Origin of the sequence: Arcticibacter svalbardensis MN12-7 (assembly GCF_000403135.1) — a bacterium.
In the GTDB taxonomy this organism is placed as follows: Bacteria; Bacteroidota; Bacteroidia; order Sphingobacteriales; family Sphingobacteriaceae; genus Arcticibacter; species Arcticibacter svalbardensis.
In genome coordinates, this window is sequence record NZ_AQPN01000062.1 from 1 (window position 1) to 17,336 (window position 17,336).

Consider the following 17,336-nt stretch of genomic DNA (forward strand, 5'->3'; position numbering starts at 1 on the left):
GTCTTGATTTGAAACTGAACATAAGCTCCATTTTTAAACCTTAAGGTTTGCAGTTCGATATAATTTTTTAAATACCTGATTTCCCGATGCAGCGGCACAGTAGGTTCATTACTATCTTCCAGCATATACCGCATAATTTCGGATAGTTTCAATATAGCTTCAGGCGTTTTTTCGGATTGCTGATAAGCCAGTGAGTATATGTTATTTAAGGAATTGAATAAAAAATGTGGGTTAATTTGTGAGCGAAGGAAGGCCAACTCAGTACTGAGTTTTTCATTCTCGAGTGTCTTCCTGATCTTTTCATTCAGGAACCAATCCACAGTAAACTTATAAGCTGTACTTAAAAAAACAAAAAATGTCCCTGTAATGGTCGCTATAAAAAGATATTCCCAAAAATTAACATAATAATCCTGGTTATGTCCCTGAACCAGAATAATATCACTGAAGATACTGGCTATCGCATATTTAAAACATGCCGTAAAGAGGACGAGTAAAATGATGCTGACTGTACATCCCAAATACCTTCGACTATTCAAATAATTGGGTAAGATATAAAGGTAGTTGATGTAGAAAATCGCAATATTGACCAGCCCGAAATACAAAAAGATCACGATGGAGTCTTTTACTGCACCGTTTCTACTCGATACATAAATAAACAACAACAGGATAGCAAGCCATACGCAGATATGAAGGAATGCGGTTCGCAACTTATTCATCAGCCTAAAGTAGCTATAAACAAATTAAATAAGAGAAGCATTATACCAACAGGATAGGTTTATCTTCTAATGCTTCAAATTAGAGATAAACGCAGATTAAGGCACTTAAAAAAATAGCCAGGTATTCCTTAAAATAAAAGTTATTAAAAACTGGTTTACCCCAAGCCAAATTAAGGCCAGATTATTCTTGATGCTATGATGATGCCACAGTGAGGCCACAGTGACGCCACGTTTTTGCGGTAAAAGGTGGCCTCACTGTGGCATCACCGTGGCATCACCGTGGCCTCACCCTTAATCTGATCACTAGTTAGTAATAGGTTGTTCTCTTTTAGAATAAGGTTAGATTAAAGTGCACCTAGCCATACTCTTCTTTCAGAATTCGGTCAAGTTAATTTTATGATCGACAAAAATTTACAAATAACACTAATTACACCTCCCTGTTATATCTCAATTATCGCTTCCCGATTAAAAAAAAGGCAAAAAAGAAGGCCGTTCCCACTGAATGGAAACGACCTACGAACAACTAATTATTTAATCCTATTATGAATTTACTTTTCTAAGAGCTCAAAACACTCTTTTGCAATTTCCAATTCTTCATTGGTTGGAACGATTAGCACCTTCACTTTTGAATCAGGAAGATTTACTTCTCTTAGTCCTTTTGCACGTTTATGATTTTTTTCGGTATCCAGTTTAATGCCGGTAAAATCCATACCCGCACATACTGCTTCTCTCAGATAATCATCATTTTCGCCTACACCTGCAGTAAATATGATGGCATCAAGACCATTCATTGCAACAGCATAAGATCCGATATACTTCTTGATCCGGTATGCGTACATATCGTAAGCCAATTTAGCCTTCTCATCTCCAGCATCAATAGCTTTCAAAATATCGCGCATATCACTGAAACCGGTTAATCCCAGCATACCACTTTGTTTGTTGAACAAATTGTCAACCTGAGCAATATCATATCCTAATTGAGAAACCAGGAAAAATACTACTGAAGGGTCAATATTTCCACAACGGGTACCCATAATCAAACCGTCCAATGGACCTAAGCCCATACTGGTATCCACACAAACGCCAGCATCAACAGCTGCCATACTGCAACCGTTTCCAAGGTGAATGGTGATAATCTTGGCATCAGGTTTCTCCAAATAAGCAATAGCTTGTTCACTTACATATTTGTGACTGGTTCCATGGAATCCATAAACACGCACACCATAATCAGTATAGAAAGATTCAGGAATCGCATAACGGAATGCCTTTTCGGGCATAGTAGCATGGAATGCAGTATCAAAAACAACTACGTGAGTTGCTTTAGAAAAAATCTTCTGTGCTACATTAATACCTACATAGTGACCAGGATTATGAAGAGGAGCTAAAATAGCCAGTCTCTTAATTTCTTCCTTAACTTCTGGAGTAACAATGGTTGTTTGTACGAAAGACTCTCCACCATGAACAATACGGTGACCAACTGCTTCAATTTCTTCCGGATTTTGAATTACACCAATGCCAGGTTCAGTAAGCAACGCGCCTACTTCTTGCATTCCTGCTTCATGATCTGGTAAATCTAACACACGTTTGATAACCTGTTCGCCAGCTGAGGTATAAACCTTATGCGTAATAACGGAATTTTCGAGACCAATACGCTCTACCAATCCACTACAGATAGGTTCTTCCGAAGGCCATTTAAATAATTGGTATTTTATGGAACTGCTACCACAGTTAACAACAAATATATTCATGTGTCTATCTTATTAAAATTAATTCTGTTGACTTTGAATAGCTGTAATAATTACAGTATTAAAAATGTCATCAACAGTACAACCACGACTTAAATCATTAACAGGTTTATTTAAACCCTGAAGCATTGGTCCGATTGCCAAAGCACCAGTTTCTCTTTGAACTGCTTTATAAGTATTGTTACCTGTATTTAAATCAGGGAAAATCAACACACTTGCTTGTCCTGCTACTTCAGAATCAGGCATTTTTTGTTTACCAACAATAGGGTCAACAGCAGCATCATATTGAATAGGACCTTCAATTTTCAAATCAGGACGTTTTTGTTTCACAATTTCAGTAGCACGACGAACCTTTTCAACGTCTTCACCTTCACCGGAAGTTCCTGATGAATAAGAAAGCATTGCGATACGTGGTTCGATACCAAAACGGATACTACTTTCTGCAGAAGAGATGGCAATCTCAGCCAGTTGTTCGGCAGTTGGGTTTGGATTAACCGCACAGTCTCCGAATACAGATACACGATCTGGAAGACACATAAAGAATACGGAAGATACAACTGAAGTACCTGGTTTAGTTTTTACAAATTGTAAAGCTGGTTTGATTGTATGAGAAGTAGTATGAACTGCTCCGGAAACCATACCATCGGCATGTCCCTTGTATACCATCATTGTTCCAAAATAGGATACGTCGGTCATCAGGTCACGAGCCATTTCCATGTTCACATTTTTGTTTTTTCTCAACTCATATAATGTGGTCACGTAATCTTCAAAGTATTCAGACTTAACATGGTCAATAATTTTAACCTTACTAAAGTCAAGATCCAATCCTAGTCTTTTAACAGAAGCTGCAATAATTTCAGGATTACCAAGGATCGTTAAGTTCACAATACCCTGGTTGATTAAGCGGGTAGCTGCTTTAAGAATCCTGTCATCCTGACCTTCTGGTAAAACGATATTTTTGATGGTCCGCTTAGCCCATTGACCCAATTGATATTGGAACATATGAGGAGTGATACCTTCAGATTTAAAAGTAACGATCTTTTCTTCCAGAGACTTAATGTTCATGTACTTACTGAACGTATCAATAGCCAACTGAATTTTATTCACATTGTCTGTAGTAATTTTCGGTTTGATACCGTCAATTTGAGTGATCGTTTGGAAAGTACCGGTTTTAACTGCAATGACAGGAAAAACGGTTTGAGAACCATCAAGTAATTTTAGTATTGGTTGTTCAGGAATTAAACCACCTGTTAAAACAATACCTGCAATTTTAGGATAGTTGGTAGACAGGTTGGCCTGCATAGCACCAAGGATAATGTCGCCACGATCACCAGGAGTTACAATCAGTACGTTTTCTTTAATATGATTTAAAAAATTCGGCACGTTCATGGCTCCGGTAACGAAGTTATCTACCTGGTTACTTAGCTGATCTTTACCGAAAAGTAATTTACCACCTAAGTTCTCTAATATTTCCTTCATAGAAGGACTTTCTAAACCTCTATCATCAGGAATAATAGCTAATAAGATTCCCTTTGGAAGTTGAGCAGTTAAAAGCTCTTGAATATCGTCAACCTGATCAGCTATGGTCCGGTTAGCGACAACAGCTAAAACTTGAATTTCTCTGGCTTCAAAATTACGAAGCATAGTGAGAACCGAATTTACAACCTGTGCAGTTGTTTTATTCGCACCAGTAACAACAATGATAACCGGAGAACCTAAGTTCTTAGCTATAGCAATGTTTGCTTCAAATTCGAAAGCGGCACCTTCGCCTATAAAGTCACTGCCTTCAATTACATTGAAGTCGTATTTTGCTTCCAGTTGTTTGAACTTACTGATTACTAGATCCATCATCTGACCCTGACCTTCGCCTTCAATTTGGCGCATTGCTTCCTGACGGGTAACAGCGTAAGTTTCTTCGTAATTGATCTGAAGACCGAAATGCTCGATAATAGTTTGGACGTTTACATCCTTTTGTTCGGTAGGATCAAAGTTCACAATGGGTTTGAAATAACCAACACGCTGGGTTTTACCCAAAAGCATATTAACAAGACCCAATGCGACAACAGATTTACCGCTGTAGGGTTCTGCAGTGGCAATAAAAATATTCTTGGTCATGATTTTTTGATTGAAATAGTGTACGAAGGTATAATTAAAGCATTTTATATAGAGTGACTGCGATCACATTCTTGATTTATCGTCACATAAGACCTATTTTTTTTTCATTTATTCCTTAAAAATAGGACAAATTTTCTAACTCTTATAATTTATGGGTTAGCAAAGCTTGTGGAATATACAATTCTAAAACAAGGCAATTATGCAGCTAAACCGGAACTGTATATATAAGGTGTGCCCATTCCGGGTATAAAAGACTAATATGATGTTAGAACATTAAATGTTTAACATCATATTTTTCAATAAGGCAGGTCATTCCACAGGTGTTTAAACCGCTTTACATTTGTTCACACAAAAAATCACAACACCTATAGTTTATACATAATGAAAAAGGCAATTATCACACCATTAAGAAACAGGTATCAAAGTTTTATGGTTCTTTTCTTATCTACGCTTTGTGCAGTAAGTTTCACTCAACAAGCGAACGCACAAGTTTTTAAAGCAATAGCGGGATCTAAAATTGAAGTATTGGGTTCTTCTAATCTACATGACTGGACAATGGAAGCGACTAGTTTTACCGGAGATGCACAATTAGTTTTCAAAGCAGGCAACCTACAAGATGTTAGTTCATTCAACTTTTCACTACCTGTTAAAAATCTAAAAGGAAAAGAAGGCTTACTAAATACCAGAGCACACAAAGCATTGAAAGCAGACAAGTTTTCTACCGTCACTTTCAAACTGAGTGCTGCAACAGTAACTCCATTAGCAACAAACCAATATACCATCAAAGCTACCGGAGCATTAACAATTTCAGGAGTAACAAAAACGGTTATTCTACAAGCAAAAGGAGTTGAGAACACAGATGGTACAGTAAGCATATCAGGTTCAAGAAAGATTAAAATGAGCGAGTTTGAGGTTGAGCCACCATCTTTTATGCTGGGCGCATTAAAAGTAACTGACGACGTAACCGTTAACTTCAGCTTAAAACTTAAGAAATAACCCTAAATAAATATATACTATCCTTAAAAACTAAAAAATGAAGACATCTTTAAATAAAACATTAGCTAAAGCCGCTGTTGCGTTACTTATCGCCGGCACCCCTGTACTTGTAAAAGCTCAGTTGGTAACTGTAGGTGAAAAACTACAAAATATGCGTGCTGCTGATAAAAGCGGGATCAACGTATTTGAAGCTCCAAAAGAAGAGTCCACATTCGATGGACTTAGATTTAACATCGGTGCAGGCTTCACTCAGGGATACCAGTCTCTTAGTCATGAGAATGACAGACCGGGCGGCATTCCTTTATATCACATGAGCCCAGGCTTCAATAACGCCAGTGCAAACCTTACATACGATGCAGTATTGGCTAATGGTATCCGGTTAAATCTAACCACCTACCTGTCTTCCCGCCACCATAACGAAACATGGGTAAAGGCTGGTTACTTACAGTTTGACAAACTACCCTTCAAGGGCCAGTTCTGGGATGATCTAATGAAATTTACTACCATTAAAGTAGGTCATATGGAAGTGAATTACGGTGATGCTCATTTTCGCAGAAGCGATGGTGGATCAACCATATACAATCCATTTGTAGAAAACTACATTATGGATGCCTTCGCCACAGAAATCGGTGCTGAAATCTACTTGCATGGAAGTAATGGGTTTTTCGGTATGGTTGGCGCTACAGGCGGTACTATCAGAGGTACTATCGACAGTACCAACAGCCAAACATCTGCTGCGCCTGCAGGAGTAAGCAAGATGCCTTCTATCTTAGGAAAGCTTGGATTTGACAAGCAGATCGATGAAAATCTTCGTGTAAGACTAGCTGCTTCCATATATCATAATAATGCAGTAGCAGCAACAGGCAACACCTTATTTGGTGGCGACCGTACCGGTTCTAATTACTTTATGGTGCTGGAACCCGCTTACACAAGTGCTGCTGCTCCTGTTATAAGCAACGGTGCTGTAGTACCAGGCACAGTTAACACAACCGCAAGTTATTCTACTAACGCATTCTCAGGTCGTTTTAATCCTGGATTCACAAGAAAGATCACCACAGCCCAGATCAACGCGTTCATCAAATATTCTGGTTTGGAAATATTCGGTACTTATGAGCTTGCAAAAGGAAGATCATATACAGAAACAACCAAGAGAGATGCCAACCAGTTTGCAATTGATGGGGTGTACCGCTTCGGTCCAAATGAGAACCTTTTCGTAGGTGCGCGTTATAATGCCGTAAACGCTGACCTCGCTACCCAGCAAGACGAAGTTAAAATCGACCGTACTGCTTTTGCCGCAGGTTGGTTCTTAACCAAAAACATCATGGTAAAAGGTGAATACGTAACCCAGAAGTACAAAGACTTTGATACTACCGACATCCGTCACGGAGGCAAATTCGATGGCTTCGTAATGCAGGCTGTTATAGGATTCTAAATTATACTGATCTGTTTTTATTTTCAAAGTCAGGCTGAGTCATATTCAGCCTGACTTTTTTACTTATAATTGCTTGCATTCAGACAAAAGAGAACCGCTATGAAACGATTGTTTATTTTCTACATCACGCTTTCCTCTCTTTTGCTGTATAGTTTTACCGGCTATAAGTTAGCTGAGGCTCCCCCTGTTAGCACGAAATGGGTTGTGTTAAATGGAGGATCGCTCCGGGTAAAAGGGAGCACAAACGTGAATACTTTTGCATGTGAGATCACAGGATATAGCAGACCCGATACAATAAACGTATATAGAAAGATTGCAGGAAGAGAAGGAATTCCTTTAAAAGGCCGGTTAGGGTTGGATGTAAAACTGTTTGACTGTCACCATGCAATGATGACAGCTGATTTGCGCAAAACATTAAAAGCGAAGGAATACCCACAATTAAAAATCAGCTTTGTTAGTCTGGCTAAACTCCCTTCCTTAAACACGCAAGAAAGCAAAATAAAAGGGATCGTTGATATAGAGCTTGCAGGTCGGGCCAAAAGGTTTGATATTAATTACACTTTCAAATTAGATAATCAAGGGAATATTAGATTGCTGGGTGAGCAGGATGTAAACTTTTCTGATTTTGATTTAAAACCTCCCAGAAAACTAGGGGGCATGATACAGACGGACAATAAACTGAGCGTTGAGTTTCAGCTTACCATGAAGATTTTAAGAAACTAAGGATTAATACGGGATAGAATAACACCGGCTACTATAGCCTGCACAATTCCATAAAACAACCAGCTAAGCACCATTGGTACGGTGATATCCATTGTGCTGAATGTAATCCACATAACAGGAAGCAGGGCAACCATTCCATATACGAGTCCAAACTCCACTCCTCTTACAATAGACCCACCTTTAAACAGCGGTTTAAACCGTTCCCAAAACCAGGATAAAGCCATACTGATAATAAAGGCATGCATGTAAAATAATACGTCCCTGCTGCCATCGGAATTAAAGAGCGGGTTGTTGTAATCGACAAAAAGGGCAGGAAAGAACATGATGCTCAGGAAAAGCCCACCATAGCTGATTACAAACAATATAACACCTACTATTAATCCGGATTTAATAACTCTTTTCATCAATTTTTAGTTTGTTCTCTATATCAGTATCTTAAATGACATCCATCATTTTTATCAAGCAAATTAACCTCAATTTTATATCTGCAGTTAATATAATAATTAATACCATGAAAGCAGAAATATTAAAAACACCAATCATCTATGGTTCTGGGGCTACGATTCAAACCCTATACCTTTCTTCAAGAAATTGGCTTTCATATATTGATTTTTTTGAGGATGAGGTTAAGTTTTTAAAGAAACTGTTACTCAAATTCTTCACAGAAGACCTGAACGACGAAAATACAAACAATATTCAAGAAATTAACTGTGCAATCAATACCTTGGACAGAAAAAAAAACCTGGTACTTAATAAAATTTTCTGCCATCAATCACACCTTAAATCTACGATTGAAGAGCTGATGAATTTAAAAGAAGATTACCTTACTATTCAACATGAGCTGATTCAACAAGATGTAATGGATTTGCAAACTACATTAGACGGCATCAAGATCGACATATTTAAAATCACAGAACAGCAAATTAAACAAAGCCGCTGGGTAGAAAGTCCTGCTGTTAAAAATACACAAGCTAAGAATTAACAATTTGATACTTGACTGTTGAATTGATTGCCAGGGTACTACTTGCTTGCTCGGATACTTTTGCAATGGTCTCCCTAAATAATTACTTGCAGGTTTACTAGCTTAGTTAATCACTTGCCTGCTTGCTAAATAGAAGGAATATTTTTCAGTGTTTTGTACTCCTTTAAATCTTTAACAACGGTATATTTGAAATTATAAGGGAATTTACAAGCCTTTTTATCTAATGGCTTTTTATAGGTATCTGTAATGGTATATAAGGAATCGATGAGTTTAAACTGATCATTGTAATAGCCTATACTATTTTCCATTGCCGCTCCATGTGTACATTTGTTATTGAGAAAATTATTCAGGCGCTGAAAGGCAAATAATTTACCCTGTTCATCAAAGTAGCTTTTATAAGAGATAAACCATTCACTGGTTTCGTTATAGGGCATTTCTGATATAAAAACAATACGGTCATCTTTGTCCCTTAAGATGTTAAAGGTAGTCTCAATTTTTTGAGGATATTTTCTGTCTATAACAGGAACAAGCACACTTTTACCCTTTACTTTGACAAAAACGAGCAAGGTACTATCGGTGATTATCCGATCAATATTATTTTTCTTTTGAAAAAGTTCTTTAGATGCAGCATTTTCATTTGACTGTTTAGAATTAGTACAGGATGCTACGATAATGCTCAGTATAGTCAGAAATAAGATGTAAGGTTTCATGTCTTTTGCATTTCAAGGCCTTAAGATAGTGCTTTATCTGCTACATAAAGTATAATTTTCGTCACTATTTTGATCTGCGTATGAATTTAAATTTTTAACTTGGCAAATAATAAGAAATAAATATATTGACTTTCAACGATTTTAATTTCGAAGAGCCATTGCTTGACGGTATTCTAAGTATGGGCTATAAAGAGCCTACCCCTATTCAGCAACAAACAATACCCTTAATATTAGAAGGAAAAGATTTGATTGCCTGTGCACAAACTGGCACTGGTAAAACAGCTTCTTATCTTTTGCCAGTACTGAATAGCATATCAAAGACGGATAAGAAATTTACGCATACACTCATCTTAGCGCCAACACGGGAACTTGCACAGCAAATTGACCAACAGGTTGAAGGTTTGGGCTACTTTACAGGCATAAGTTCGGTAGCCGTCTATGGCGGGGGCGATGGAATTGTCTATGGACAACAACAAAGAGCTCTTAAAGATGGTGTGGATATTATCATCGCAACACCGGGAAGACTTATTGCGCATTTAAATGCTGGTACGTTTAAGGCTGAGCATTTAAAATGTTTGATCCTGGATGAAGCGGATAGGATGATGGACATGGGTTTTCTGGATGATATCATGCGGATCATCAGCTTTTTACCTCCTCATAGGCAGACGGTGATGTTCTCTGCTACGATGCCTCCTAAGATCCGTAAACTGGCTACTTCTATATTGAATAATCCGGAACAAGTAACCATGGCAGTATCAACACCTGCTGCAGGAATTGATCAACAGATCTATAAGGTTACGGATAGTCAGAAAATCCCTTTAATTACCTTGCTGCTTCAAAAGAATGAGTATTCGAGTGTGTTGATCTTTGCCTCTACGAAGGATAAGGTTAAGGCATTATATAAGTCGTTAAAGGCTATTAAGATCCAGGCTAAGGCTTTTCATTCGGATCTGGACCAGTCTGAACGGGAAGAAATTATGCTTTTGTTCAGGAACCGTAAGCTTAGGGTATTGATTGGAACGGATGTACTTTCGAGAGGAATTGATGTGGAAGGGATTAGTCTGGTACTGAATTTTGACGCACCGATTGATGCGGAAGATTACATACACCGGGTTGGACGTACAGCACGAGCTGAAACTACTGGTACTGCGATTACTTTTGTGAATGAGAAGGATCAGCGCAAGCTGCTTAATATAGAAGCATTAATAGGAAGACCTATTCCTCATACTCCTTTACCACCTGAAATTGGTGAAGAACCTGTTTTTAAAGCATCGACAAGTAGTAGTGCTCCTTTTAAAAGAAAAAAGAAGTTTGTGAAAAGGTAGGAAAGGTTAAAGGATTTATGTTTCATAAAGACTTATTCAGTGGAACTTTAGGAAAATAAATATTTATTTATACCCAAAGTATAGAATAATATTTGTTTTTTTTATTTTAGTTTAGAATATACATCATCAACCTATATACTAAACATAATCCTATGAGCATTGTAAAAGAATTTAAAGAGTTCGCAGTAAAGGGCAATGTAATTGATCTTGCTGTGGGTGTCATTATCGGTGCTGCCTTTGGCAAAATAGTAACCTCACTAGTGAGTGATATCATTATGCCTCCAATCGGCTACCTGACGGGCGGAATTGACTTTGCAGACAAGGTATTGCTTCTTCAAAAATCCGATCCGGCTCATTCTGTTGCCGAAGTTTCTATTAAATATGGCCTGTTTTTGAATACATTGATTCAGTTCCTTATTGTCGCTTTTTGTATTTTTTTAGTTGTAAAAGCTATTAATTCTTTGAAACGTAAAGAAGAAATAGCACCTACGGTGCCTGTTGTTCCAACTAAGGAAGAAATTTTACTGACTGAGATTCGGGATATTTTACAGGAAAAGAAAATCTGATCTTTATTATTGGTTAGATTTTCAATATTTTCAAGTTTAAAGGAAGAGTTCAGAAAGGACTCCTCCTTTTCAACCAGGCATCAGTAAAACATTATTAACTTTTATAGAACTTTCTGTTTCGGTCAACAGGAAATTCACTTTGTTTATTTAGTAAAAAACCTGCGACTACGGATACGTTTCTTTATTAACTTGCTTAAAGCCACAGTTGTTGTTGTATTTTCCAAAAATCATATACAGTCCTGCTGAGAGAAGGATTAAGGGGAATAAGAGTTGGTAGGTATTTAAAGCCGGATAAATTCGGTCTGCCAGGAATGCTGTTCCTATCCCGATGAGGTAATAGGCGCCTGGTTTAGAAAACCGATGTTTAATTCCGCTGATCACCCCTATAGCAATTACAATCACTGGCCAGCTAATTAACCAATCGGGAAACATATCAGTCAGTCCCCAAGTCTTTGCTAATAAAAGGACTCCGAAAACTATAAATAGTAAACCTGCTGAAATAGTTGAAAATCTTTTTGTGTTGTTTTCCATAACCTTGTTTGTTTGTTAGTTCAAAAGTACATTCAAGATGCTTATTTTGAAATAGTTATTAGGCAGGTGATTGGAAAATAACGGTAAATACAGTTTTTCAGGCGGTGAATGTAAGGAACCTCAAAAACCGTAGATGAAGCCATCTACGGTTTTGAGGTTCAAGAATTAAATTAAACCTAATTTGATTCAAATTAACTAAGCAATTTTGCTTCAGAAGATATTTCTGTCTTGAACAATTTACTAACAGGGCAGTTTTGCTCTGCATTTGTAACTAGTTCTTGAAATTTGTCTTCCTCAATTTCAGGAACTTTAGCTTCAACACTCAAATGAGATTTTGCTATTACTCCATTTTCGAAAGTAATTTTACAAACTGTTGTTAGTTGATCTATTGTAAAGCCAGCTTCAGTTATTACAGAACTTAACATCATAGTAAAACAGCCAGCATGTGCGGCCGCTATGAGCTCTTCAGGGTTTGTTCCAACACCTTCTGCAAAACGTGAGTTATATGAATATTGAGTATGATCAAGAACAGTACTTTCAGTAGTTAAGTTCCCTTTGCCTTCTTTGACTGTTCCAGTCCAGACAGCTGTCGCATTTCTTATCATAATATATTGAATTTGTGATTTGAAATTTAAACGAATAAGGAAGCACTTAGTTTTTAAGAATGAAATTTAGAAATAATAAGAAGTTAAAATATAAATCGTTTGAATTCTATATCAACCTTCGAATAAAGTGATATATAGGATTATTAAACTCTCAATAAGATCATTTATACAATTACTTAAATAATGAAATCAGCAAGCGAAAACGTTTCCTTTTGATATATTCGCAATAATTAAAAAGATTGATTAATATATTTGCAAGGAATAGATAAACGTATTATATTTGTATCAAGCAAAAGGGAATAAAGAACCTGAGCACACTGTAGCGTTTGGAACAGGTTAAAAACCTGAAGGTTCGATTCCTTCTCTAACAGCTCCTTTCAATAATTTAGGTTTATAATTGGTTAGTTTGAGCTCTCGCCCATCGAGAGCTTATTTTTTTGCCTAAATTTTCGATTTTGGGGGTAATAGAAAAAAACAAAACATTTCAGGGAGTAGAGAATCCAAGTGGGTAATTGATTTTTAACATAAATCGTTTCTTGATTAATTCAATCTGATCATTATTTCGGTTTTCCCGATTATGCTAAATCCTATAAATCCTCTAACATTCAATTCACCTTCTTCCGATATAGATATTTTACAATCGTAGGTTTTTCCTGATCTTGGATCATAAATTTTACCACCTGTCCACTCGTGATCCCGATTATAAGTGAAGTTTTTTAATATTTCGATACCTTTCAAATCCCTGTCGCGTAAAGATGTTTCCGGATTATTAAGGTCTTTCCTGACATTCCCATTTTTATCAAACGGATCTTTTAGCCAGTATAATTTTCCAAAAAACTGATTTCCTTGCTTATAGATTTCAATTTTAGCCTCTCCTTTTTGGTCAATCCACTTGCCGATAATAGTATCGTCATCAAGAGCGAAGATAGGGCATGTAGAAACAAGTAAAAGACAGGAAAGAAGGAGGTATCTCATTATGTGCATTTATGTTGTTTAAGATAGGGATAAATGTGAAGATACAGAAACAGGATTTTCATTGCGAAATGCGGAAAATAAATTTCAACTATAAAACACAGAAATGCCATTAAAAATGACACATTTCCAACGGCAATATAACAATCAAAACGTCTTTGAAAACAACTATTATGAGTGTAATCATGCGAAAAATTAGAAGGTGTAGGATTTGTCTTTATCTTTACGTTTCAATGGTACTTTAAGATTAATTTCAAAACTTCCACCGGTTGCTTCTCTTTGACCTGCTAGTTGACTACTATAAACTCCTTGAAGGGTACATTTATTGAGATAATTTATGGACAGGGCAATGGTGGAGCTTTGACTACTATGGTACATTGCCATCAAGGTTACTTTATCAGAGAAACTTAAATTCGATCCAAAGTCCCATAAGTTATCTATGCCTTGTGCCCCACGCAAACAAAACTTGGGTTCAAGTGATAAAACATCAGGATTTCTACCCATTTTATATGAAATAGCCACAAAGAAAGTCGATCCATCTACAGATACCGTATTATCCTTTCGAAGAAACTTCTTCAAATTTGGCACTGTACCCTGGAATGTCATCCGCTCATTCGTGTAAATCACACCAAAGTCGCCATCAACATATGTTTTACGTTGATTATAAAGATCAGCAAGAACATCATTTGGATCAGCAATGATACTTTCATTATCCAGACGTTCATTCATCATTCCTAGAGATAGACCAAAATGAATGACTTGAGTCCCACCATCAAGAGGTAAATGATAAGCATAACTACCCATTACTCTCGTTCTTTTAATCAAGCCAGCAATGTCACTGTAGATATTTAAACCAACACCGGCTTTACCTCCTTCATATGTAGGCAGGCGATAATCTCCTGTAAGGGATTGAGTAACCGGAGAGCCGGGAATAGCCCTCCACTGGTTGCGGTAAGCAATATTAACTCTTAATCCATTATCAAAACCCGCAAATGCAGGATTACCTAAATACTGATTCAAGTAATATTGAGCGGCTAAGGGTACTACTTGTGCGTTTGCCTGTTGGATAGCTACACTAAAACAGACAAAGAGTACGAATAGAAAAAGGATATATGTATATATTTTATTTTGCATTTTAGTATAGGCACAAAGTATTTTTACCATAGTATTTTGTGTTTATTGGCGTACAACTGATATAAAGCCTGTTAATTTACCTTTTCCAGAATCAAGGTATAAGACATAGTAATAGGTATCTTCAGATAGAGGAATTCCATTAAAGGTTCCGTCCCAGGTATTATTATAACCAGTCTGGCTAAACACGACTCTTCCAGCACGATCAAAAATTTTCAACTCATTATTAGGATATAAATCGATATTTTTGATAAGCCAAAAATCATTTATACCATCACCATTGGGTGTTATTAAATTATTTGCTTCCAACGTTTTATAATCATTCGCCACAACAACTTCTATTGTTTTAACCGTATTACAACCAAAGCTATTACTGATTATAACCTGATATGTGGTAGATTTTGTTGGCCTGACCACTAATGTATCGGAATTTAAACCATTGATAATTCCATCAGCACTCTCCCATTGATAAGATGTACCACCAGAAGCTGTTAATTTAGCTATAGCACCTAATGAAAGGTCAGTTTTTGTATCGGATAGTACACCTCCTTCAATTGGAGGACTCACGTTAACAGGAACAGGAAATGAAGTACTTGCTACTCCATTAGAAAATGTTGTTCGTACTGCATAATTTCCACTTTGGGAAATTACTAAAGTACGACGCTTGCTACCCGTTAGCGGGATACCATCACGATACCATTGCCATGCCATTGCTGCCACAGTACTTAAAGTAACTGAAGTACCTTCGCAAATTGTTGTTGCTTCTGATGGTGTAACAGGAGGAACAAGAAATCCAGGAGTTACTGCCGTTAGATCAGAGAAATTGATGGAGGTCCCAATAGTTTCAGCGATTATATTTTTATTTACGTTTACTGCACTTAAAGAAGAAAAAGTATAATTAGCATAATCTGTACTGGCTACCGTGCTGGTATAAGCTAAGGTAAGTTCTGCTGCCTTATTACCATTTAGTTCGGCCTCCATATAATTCAAAGCCAGATACCCACGATACATAACAGGACTGCTAAAATGATATATGCGCCTTATCCCGTTATACTGAGGCCAGTTAACAGGCAAAGACTCTCTTATAACACTCAAGTTATTTATATATAAATCGTCGGATGGTATAAGAGTAAGTCCATCAACGGAAAATGAGGTACCGCTTTTAATAAACAGGCCTTCTGTTCCAGCATTTAGTTGAGCCTTTAAACTATTCGGGAAAAACAATATACTAAACGCTATTGCTAAGAATATTACCGGTTTTTTCATTTCTGTATGTGTGTACTCCGTCCCTTCAACCTTATTTTATCTTTTTGATTGCTTCTTCAAGTTGTTCTGCTGAATCTGGAAGAGCTACTATTTTATTCGTTTTTGAATCAACAAGGATCATTACAGGTGTGGCAAGTACATAATATGCATTTGCTTCAGGACTGTTAATTCCCTCTTTGGGCCTGCTGTGTTTCCAGCCAACTAATTTTGATTTTGCATCTTCCCAAGCTTTAATTTCGACATCCGTAAAGTCAAGACTTAAAGCAAATACCTCCATCTTTTCCTTACCGCCAATTTGTTGATAGGTGGGGTACAATTTTTCCATTAGTTCCTTGCAATGCTGACAGTCTGCTGACCAGAATAAAACTAATTTGTAAGGTGAGTCCATTTTATAATTTAGGAACTGAACAGCCTTTCCCGCTTTATCTGTAGTAAGAAAATCGGGGGCAACAATCCCAGGCCTTATGGATTCTATCCCCTGAAGACGTTTTTCAATCTCGAGTCTTTTGCTTGTTAGACATCTGGGATCCTGCAAGTAGGGTTCCAGCATTTTGATGCCAGAAGGAATGTTGAATCCCTCATATCCTTTATAGAAGTAATCAACTACCCATCCGTATACAAGAGGATGGCCTGATTTAGCCTTTTCTATTGATCTTTTACCTGCAAGGGTAAATAAGGAATCTCTCAAAGCAATGGTTGTGGACATGGCTCCATAAAAATTAACATATTTATCCATCCATTCCTTAAGTTCTGCAGTTTTTACTAATAGAGGATCTTTAAAATCCATGTTGTCAAAATAATGTGCCATCAGACTATTCATTCTGTCGGCTTCTTTCCCTTTCCAATCGATAGGTTGAACATACTGAAAAGCAAAAGTAGAGCTTATAAATGCATCTTTATGCTGATTCATTTGTGACGTTACCCATTGATTGTATTCCACTCGTCGGGTTTCATATTCTTGAATTCCATTAGAATAAAAGTTTGACTGAGGTTTGTCATAAGCCATTAAGAAATTTTGAAGAAGCCCTATTTGTTGCTTACGTTTTGCATTTTCCGTTGAAAAGAATACAAATAGGTTATTTTCTTTTTCGTCTTTTTGGAAATAAGTACTGTCTGGAGTACTAATCGCCTTTGGATGTACCCATAATTCCAGATTTTGATTATTTATAAAGATGTATTTTTCTGATGGGTAAGGTGTACTGCTTTCCTTTTCTTTATAATCGAAGCGAAGGACAAAGGCTCCAGGTAAACGGTCTTTAGGAACGGTTATAATCGATATTCCTCCATTTTTAATACCTGTCTTTTCTACCAGGGGTTTCAAAGCATTTGCTCCAACTAAAGGTAATAAAGTAATCTTGCTATCATAAACACCCGAGATATGAACTTTTATAGTTACATCCTGTGCTTCTGAATGTACATTGAACGCAAAGACAAAAAGTAAGACAAATATTCCCGACTCACAAATTTTTATAAAACCTTTTCCCATTTTTTTAACATTATCCATCTTACTTAATTTCATAT

The 17,336-nt window shown here is 36.9% G+C and carries 17 protein-coding genes; 6 read left to right on the plus strand and 11 right to left on the minus strand.

Annotated elements, in window-relative coordinates:
* The 3 genes from ADIARSV_RS07260 to pta form a co-directional block, all read right to left on the minus strand.
* On the minus strand, window positions 1-716 hold a 716-nt coding region (locus ADIARSV_RS07260), incomplete at its 3' end, for a sensor histidine kinase (RefSeq protein WP_040299413.1).
* Window positions 717-1,264: 548 nt separating this feature from the next.
* A complete protein-coding gene (locus ADIARSV_RS07265) occupies window positions 1,265-2,464 on the minus strand; it encodes an acetate/propionate family kinase (protein WP_016194800.1) in 1,200 nt (399 codons plus the stop codon).
* An 18-nt stretch (window positions 2,465-2,482) separates the two neighbouring features.
* Window positions 2,483-4,576 (minus strand): phosphate acetyltransferase, encoded by a 2,094-nt coding sequence (pta, locus tag ADIARSV_RS07270; protein ID WP_016194801.1) that lies wholly within the window; start codon window positions 4,574-4,576, stop codon window positions 2,483-2,485.
* A 381-nt stretch (window positions 4,577-4,957) separates the two neighbouring features.
* Here pta and ADIARSV_RS07275 point away from each other — a divergent pair, with 381 nt between their 5' ends.
* The 3 genes from ADIARSV_RS07275 to ADIARSV_RS07285 all read left to right on the plus strand — a co-directional run bounded on the left by ADIARSV_RS07275 (window position 4,958) and on the right by ADIARSV_RS07285 (window position 7,727).
* A complete protein-coding gene (locus ADIARSV_RS07275; RefSeq protein WP_016194802.1) occupies window positions 4,958-5,572 on the plus strand; it encodes a YceI family protein in 615 nt (204 codons plus the stop codon).
* A gap of 37 nt (window positions 5,573-5,609) precedes the next feature.
* Window positions 5,610-7,004: a hypothetical protein gene (locus ADIARSV_RS07280; RefSeq protein ID WP_016194803.1), complete on the plus strand. Its 1,395-nt coding sequence runs from the start codon at window positions 5,610-5,612 to the stop codon at window positions 7,002-7,004.
* A 99-nt stretch (window positions 7,005-7,103) separates the two neighbouring features.
* Window positions 7,104-7,727 (plus strand): YceI family protein, encoded by a 624-nt coding sequence (locus ADIARSV_RS07285; RefSeq protein ID WP_040299414.1) that lies wholly within the window; start codon window positions 7,104-7,106, stop codon window positions 7,725-7,727.
* Here the strand turns inward: ADIARSV_RS07285 and ADIARSV_RS07290 are convergent.
* Window positions 7,724-8,131 carry a hypothetical protein gene (locus ADIARSV_RS07290; RefSeq protein ID WP_016194805.1) on the minus strand — a complete coding sequence of 136 codons (408 nt, stop codon included), beginning with the start codon at window positions 8,129-8,131 and terminating at the stop codon, window positions 7,724-7,726. The genes ADIARSV_RS07285 and ADIARSV_RS07290 overlap by 4 nt on opposite strands.
* A gap of 107 nt (window positions 8,132-8,238) precedes the next feature.
* Here ADIARSV_RS07290 and ADIARSV_RS07295 point away from each other — a divergent pair, with 107 nt between their 5' ends.
* The gene (locus ADIARSV_RS07295) at window positions 8,239-8,709 is read left to right on the plus strand and encodes a hypothetical protein (protein ID WP_152439802.1); all 471 of its coding nucleotides are present in this window, start codon (window positions 8,239-8,241) and stop codon (window positions 8,707-8,709) included.
* A gap of 125 nt (window positions 8,710-8,834) precedes the next feature.
* Here the strand turns inward: ADIARSV_RS07295 and ADIARSV_RS07300 are convergent, their stop codons facing one another.
* On the minus strand, window positions 8,835-9,419 hold the full coding sequence (locus ADIARSV_RS07300; protein WP_016194807.1) for a hypothetical protein: 585 nt from the start codon (window positions 9,417-9,419) through the stop codon (window positions 8,835-8,837).
* Between the two features lie 125 nt (window positions 9,420-9,544).
* Here ADIARSV_RS07300 and ADIARSV_RS07305 point away from each other — a divergent pair, with 125 nt between their 5' ends.
* Entirely contained in the window at window positions 9,545-10,744 is a 1,200-nt protein-coding gene (locus tag ADIARSV_RS07305) for a DEAD/DEAH box helicase (RefSeq protein ID WP_040299415.1), read from the plus strand.
* A gap of 152 nt (window positions 10,745-10,896) precedes the next feature.
* Window positions 10,897-11,310 (plus strand): large-conductance mechanosensitive channel protein MscL, encoded by a 414-nt coding sequence (gene mscL, locus ADIARSV_RS07310; protein ID WP_016194809.1) that lies wholly within the window; start codon window positions 10,897-10,899, stop codon window positions 11,308-11,310.
* 165 nt (window positions 11,311-11,475) lie between these two features.
* Here the strand turns inward: mscL and ADIARSV_RS07315 are convergent, their stop codons facing one another.
* The 6 genes from ADIARSV_RS07315 to ADIARSV_RS07340 all read right to left on the minus strand — a co-directional run bounded on the left by ADIARSV_RS07315 (window position 11,476) and on the right by ADIARSV_RS07340 (window position 17,334).
* Window positions 11,476-11,841: a LiaF transmembrane domain-containing protein gene (locus ADIARSV_RS07315; RefSeq protein ID WP_040299416.1), complete on the minus strand. Its 366-nt coding sequence runs from the start codon at window positions 11,839-11,841 to the stop codon at window positions 11,476-11,478.
* A 191-nt stretch (window positions 11,842-12,032) separates the two neighbouring features.
* Window positions 12,033-12,446, minus strand: a complete 414-nt coding sequence (locus tag ADIARSV_RS07320) for an OsmC family peroxiredoxin (protein WP_016194811.1) — start codon at window positions 12,444-12,446, stop codon at window positions 12,033-12,035.
* A 540-nt stretch (window positions 12,447-12,986) separates the two neighbouring features.
* Window positions 12,987-13,421 (minus strand): DUF2147 domain-containing protein, encoded by a 435-nt coding sequence (locus ADIARSV_RS07325; RefSeq protein WP_016194812.1) that lies wholly within the window; start codon window positions 13,419-13,421, stop codon window positions 12,987-12,989.
* 192 nt (window positions 13,422-13,613) lie between these two features.
* A complete protein-coding gene (locus ADIARSV_RS07330) occupies window positions 13,614-14,582 on the minus strand; it encodes a PorP/SprF family type IX secretion system membrane protein (protein ID WP_235048380.1) in 969 nt (322 codons plus the stop codon).
* A 12-nt stretch (window positions 14,583-14,594) separates the two neighbouring features.
* Entirely contained in the window at window positions 14,595-15,815 is a 1,221-nt protein-coding gene (locus ADIARSV_RS07335) for a gliding motility-associated C-terminal domain-containing protein (RefSeq protein WP_040299417.1), read from the minus strand.
* Window positions 15,816-15,846: 31 nt separating this feature from the next.
* The gene (locus ADIARSV_RS07340) at window positions 15,847-17,334 is read right to left on the minus strand and encodes a thioredoxin-like domain-containing protein (RefSeq protein WP_016194815.1); all 1,488 of its coding nucleotides are present in this window, start codon (window positions 17,332-17,334) and stop codon (window positions 15,847-15,849) included.
* Between the last annotated feature and the right edge of the window lie 2 nt (window positions 17,335-17,336).

Bases quoted from the DNA above. Each gene is read 5' to 3' on its own strand.
- ADIARSV_RS07295 (WP_152439802.1), top strand. From the start codon at position 8,239: ATGAAAGCAGAAATATTAAAAACACCAATCATCTATGGTTCTGGGGCT.
- ADIARSV_RS07335 (WP_040299417.1), bottom strand. From the start codon at position 15,815: ATGAAAAAACCGGTAATATTCTTAGCAATAGCGTTTAGTATATTGTTT.
- ADIARSV_RS07340 (WP_016194815.1), bottom strand. From the start codon at position 17,334: ATGAAATTAAGTAAGATGGATAATGTTAAAAAAATGGGAAAAGGTTTT.
- ADIARSV_RS07280 (WP_016194803.1), top strand. From the start codon at position 5,610: ATGAAGACATCTTTAAATAAAACATTAGCTAAAGCCGCTGTTGCGTTA.
- ADIARSV_RS07285 (WP_040299414.1), top strand. From the start codon at position 7,104: ATGAAACGATTGTTTATTTTCTACATCACGCTTTCCTCTCTTTTGCTG.
- pta (WP_016194801.1), bottom strand. From the start codon at position 4,576: ATGACCAAGAATATTTTTATTGCCACTGCAGAACCCTACAGCGGTAAA.
- ADIARSV_RS07275 (WP_016194802.1), top strand. From the start codon at position 4,958: ATGAAAAAGGCAATTATCACACCATTAAGAAACAGGTATCAAAGTTTT.
- ADIARSV_RS07265 (WP_016194800.1), bottom strand. From the start codon at position 2,464: ATGAATATATTTGTTGTTAACTGTGGTAGCAGTTCCATAAAATACCAA.
- ADIARSV_RS07325 (WP_016194812.1), bottom strand. From the start codon at position 13,421: ATGAGATACCTCCTTCTTTCCTGTCTTTTACTTGTTTCTACATGCCCT.
- ADIARSV_RS07300 (WP_016194807.1), bottom strand. From the start codon at position 9,419: ATGAAACCTTACATCTTATTTCTGACTATACTGAGCATTATCGTAGCA.
- ADIARSV_RS07330 (WP_235048380.1), bottom strand. From the start codon at position 14,582: ATGGTAAAAATACTTTGTGCCTATACTAAAATGCAAAATAAAATATAT.
- ADIARSV_RS07290 (WP_016194805.1), bottom strand. From the start codon at position 8,131: ATGAAAAGAGTTATTAAATCCGGATTAATAGTAGGTGTTATATTGTTT.
- ADIARSV_RS07315 (WP_040299416.1), bottom strand. From the start codon at position 11,841: ATGGAAAACAACACAAAAAGATTTTCAACTATTTCAGCAGGTTTACTA.
- ADIARSV_RS07320 (WP_016194811.1), bottom strand. From the start codon at position 12,446: ATGATAAGAAATGCGACAGCTGTCTGGACTGGAACAGTCAAAGAAGGC.
- mscL (WP_016194809.1), top strand. From the start codon at position 10,897: ATGAGCATTGTAAAAGAATTTAAAGAGTTCGCAGTAAAGGGCAATGTA.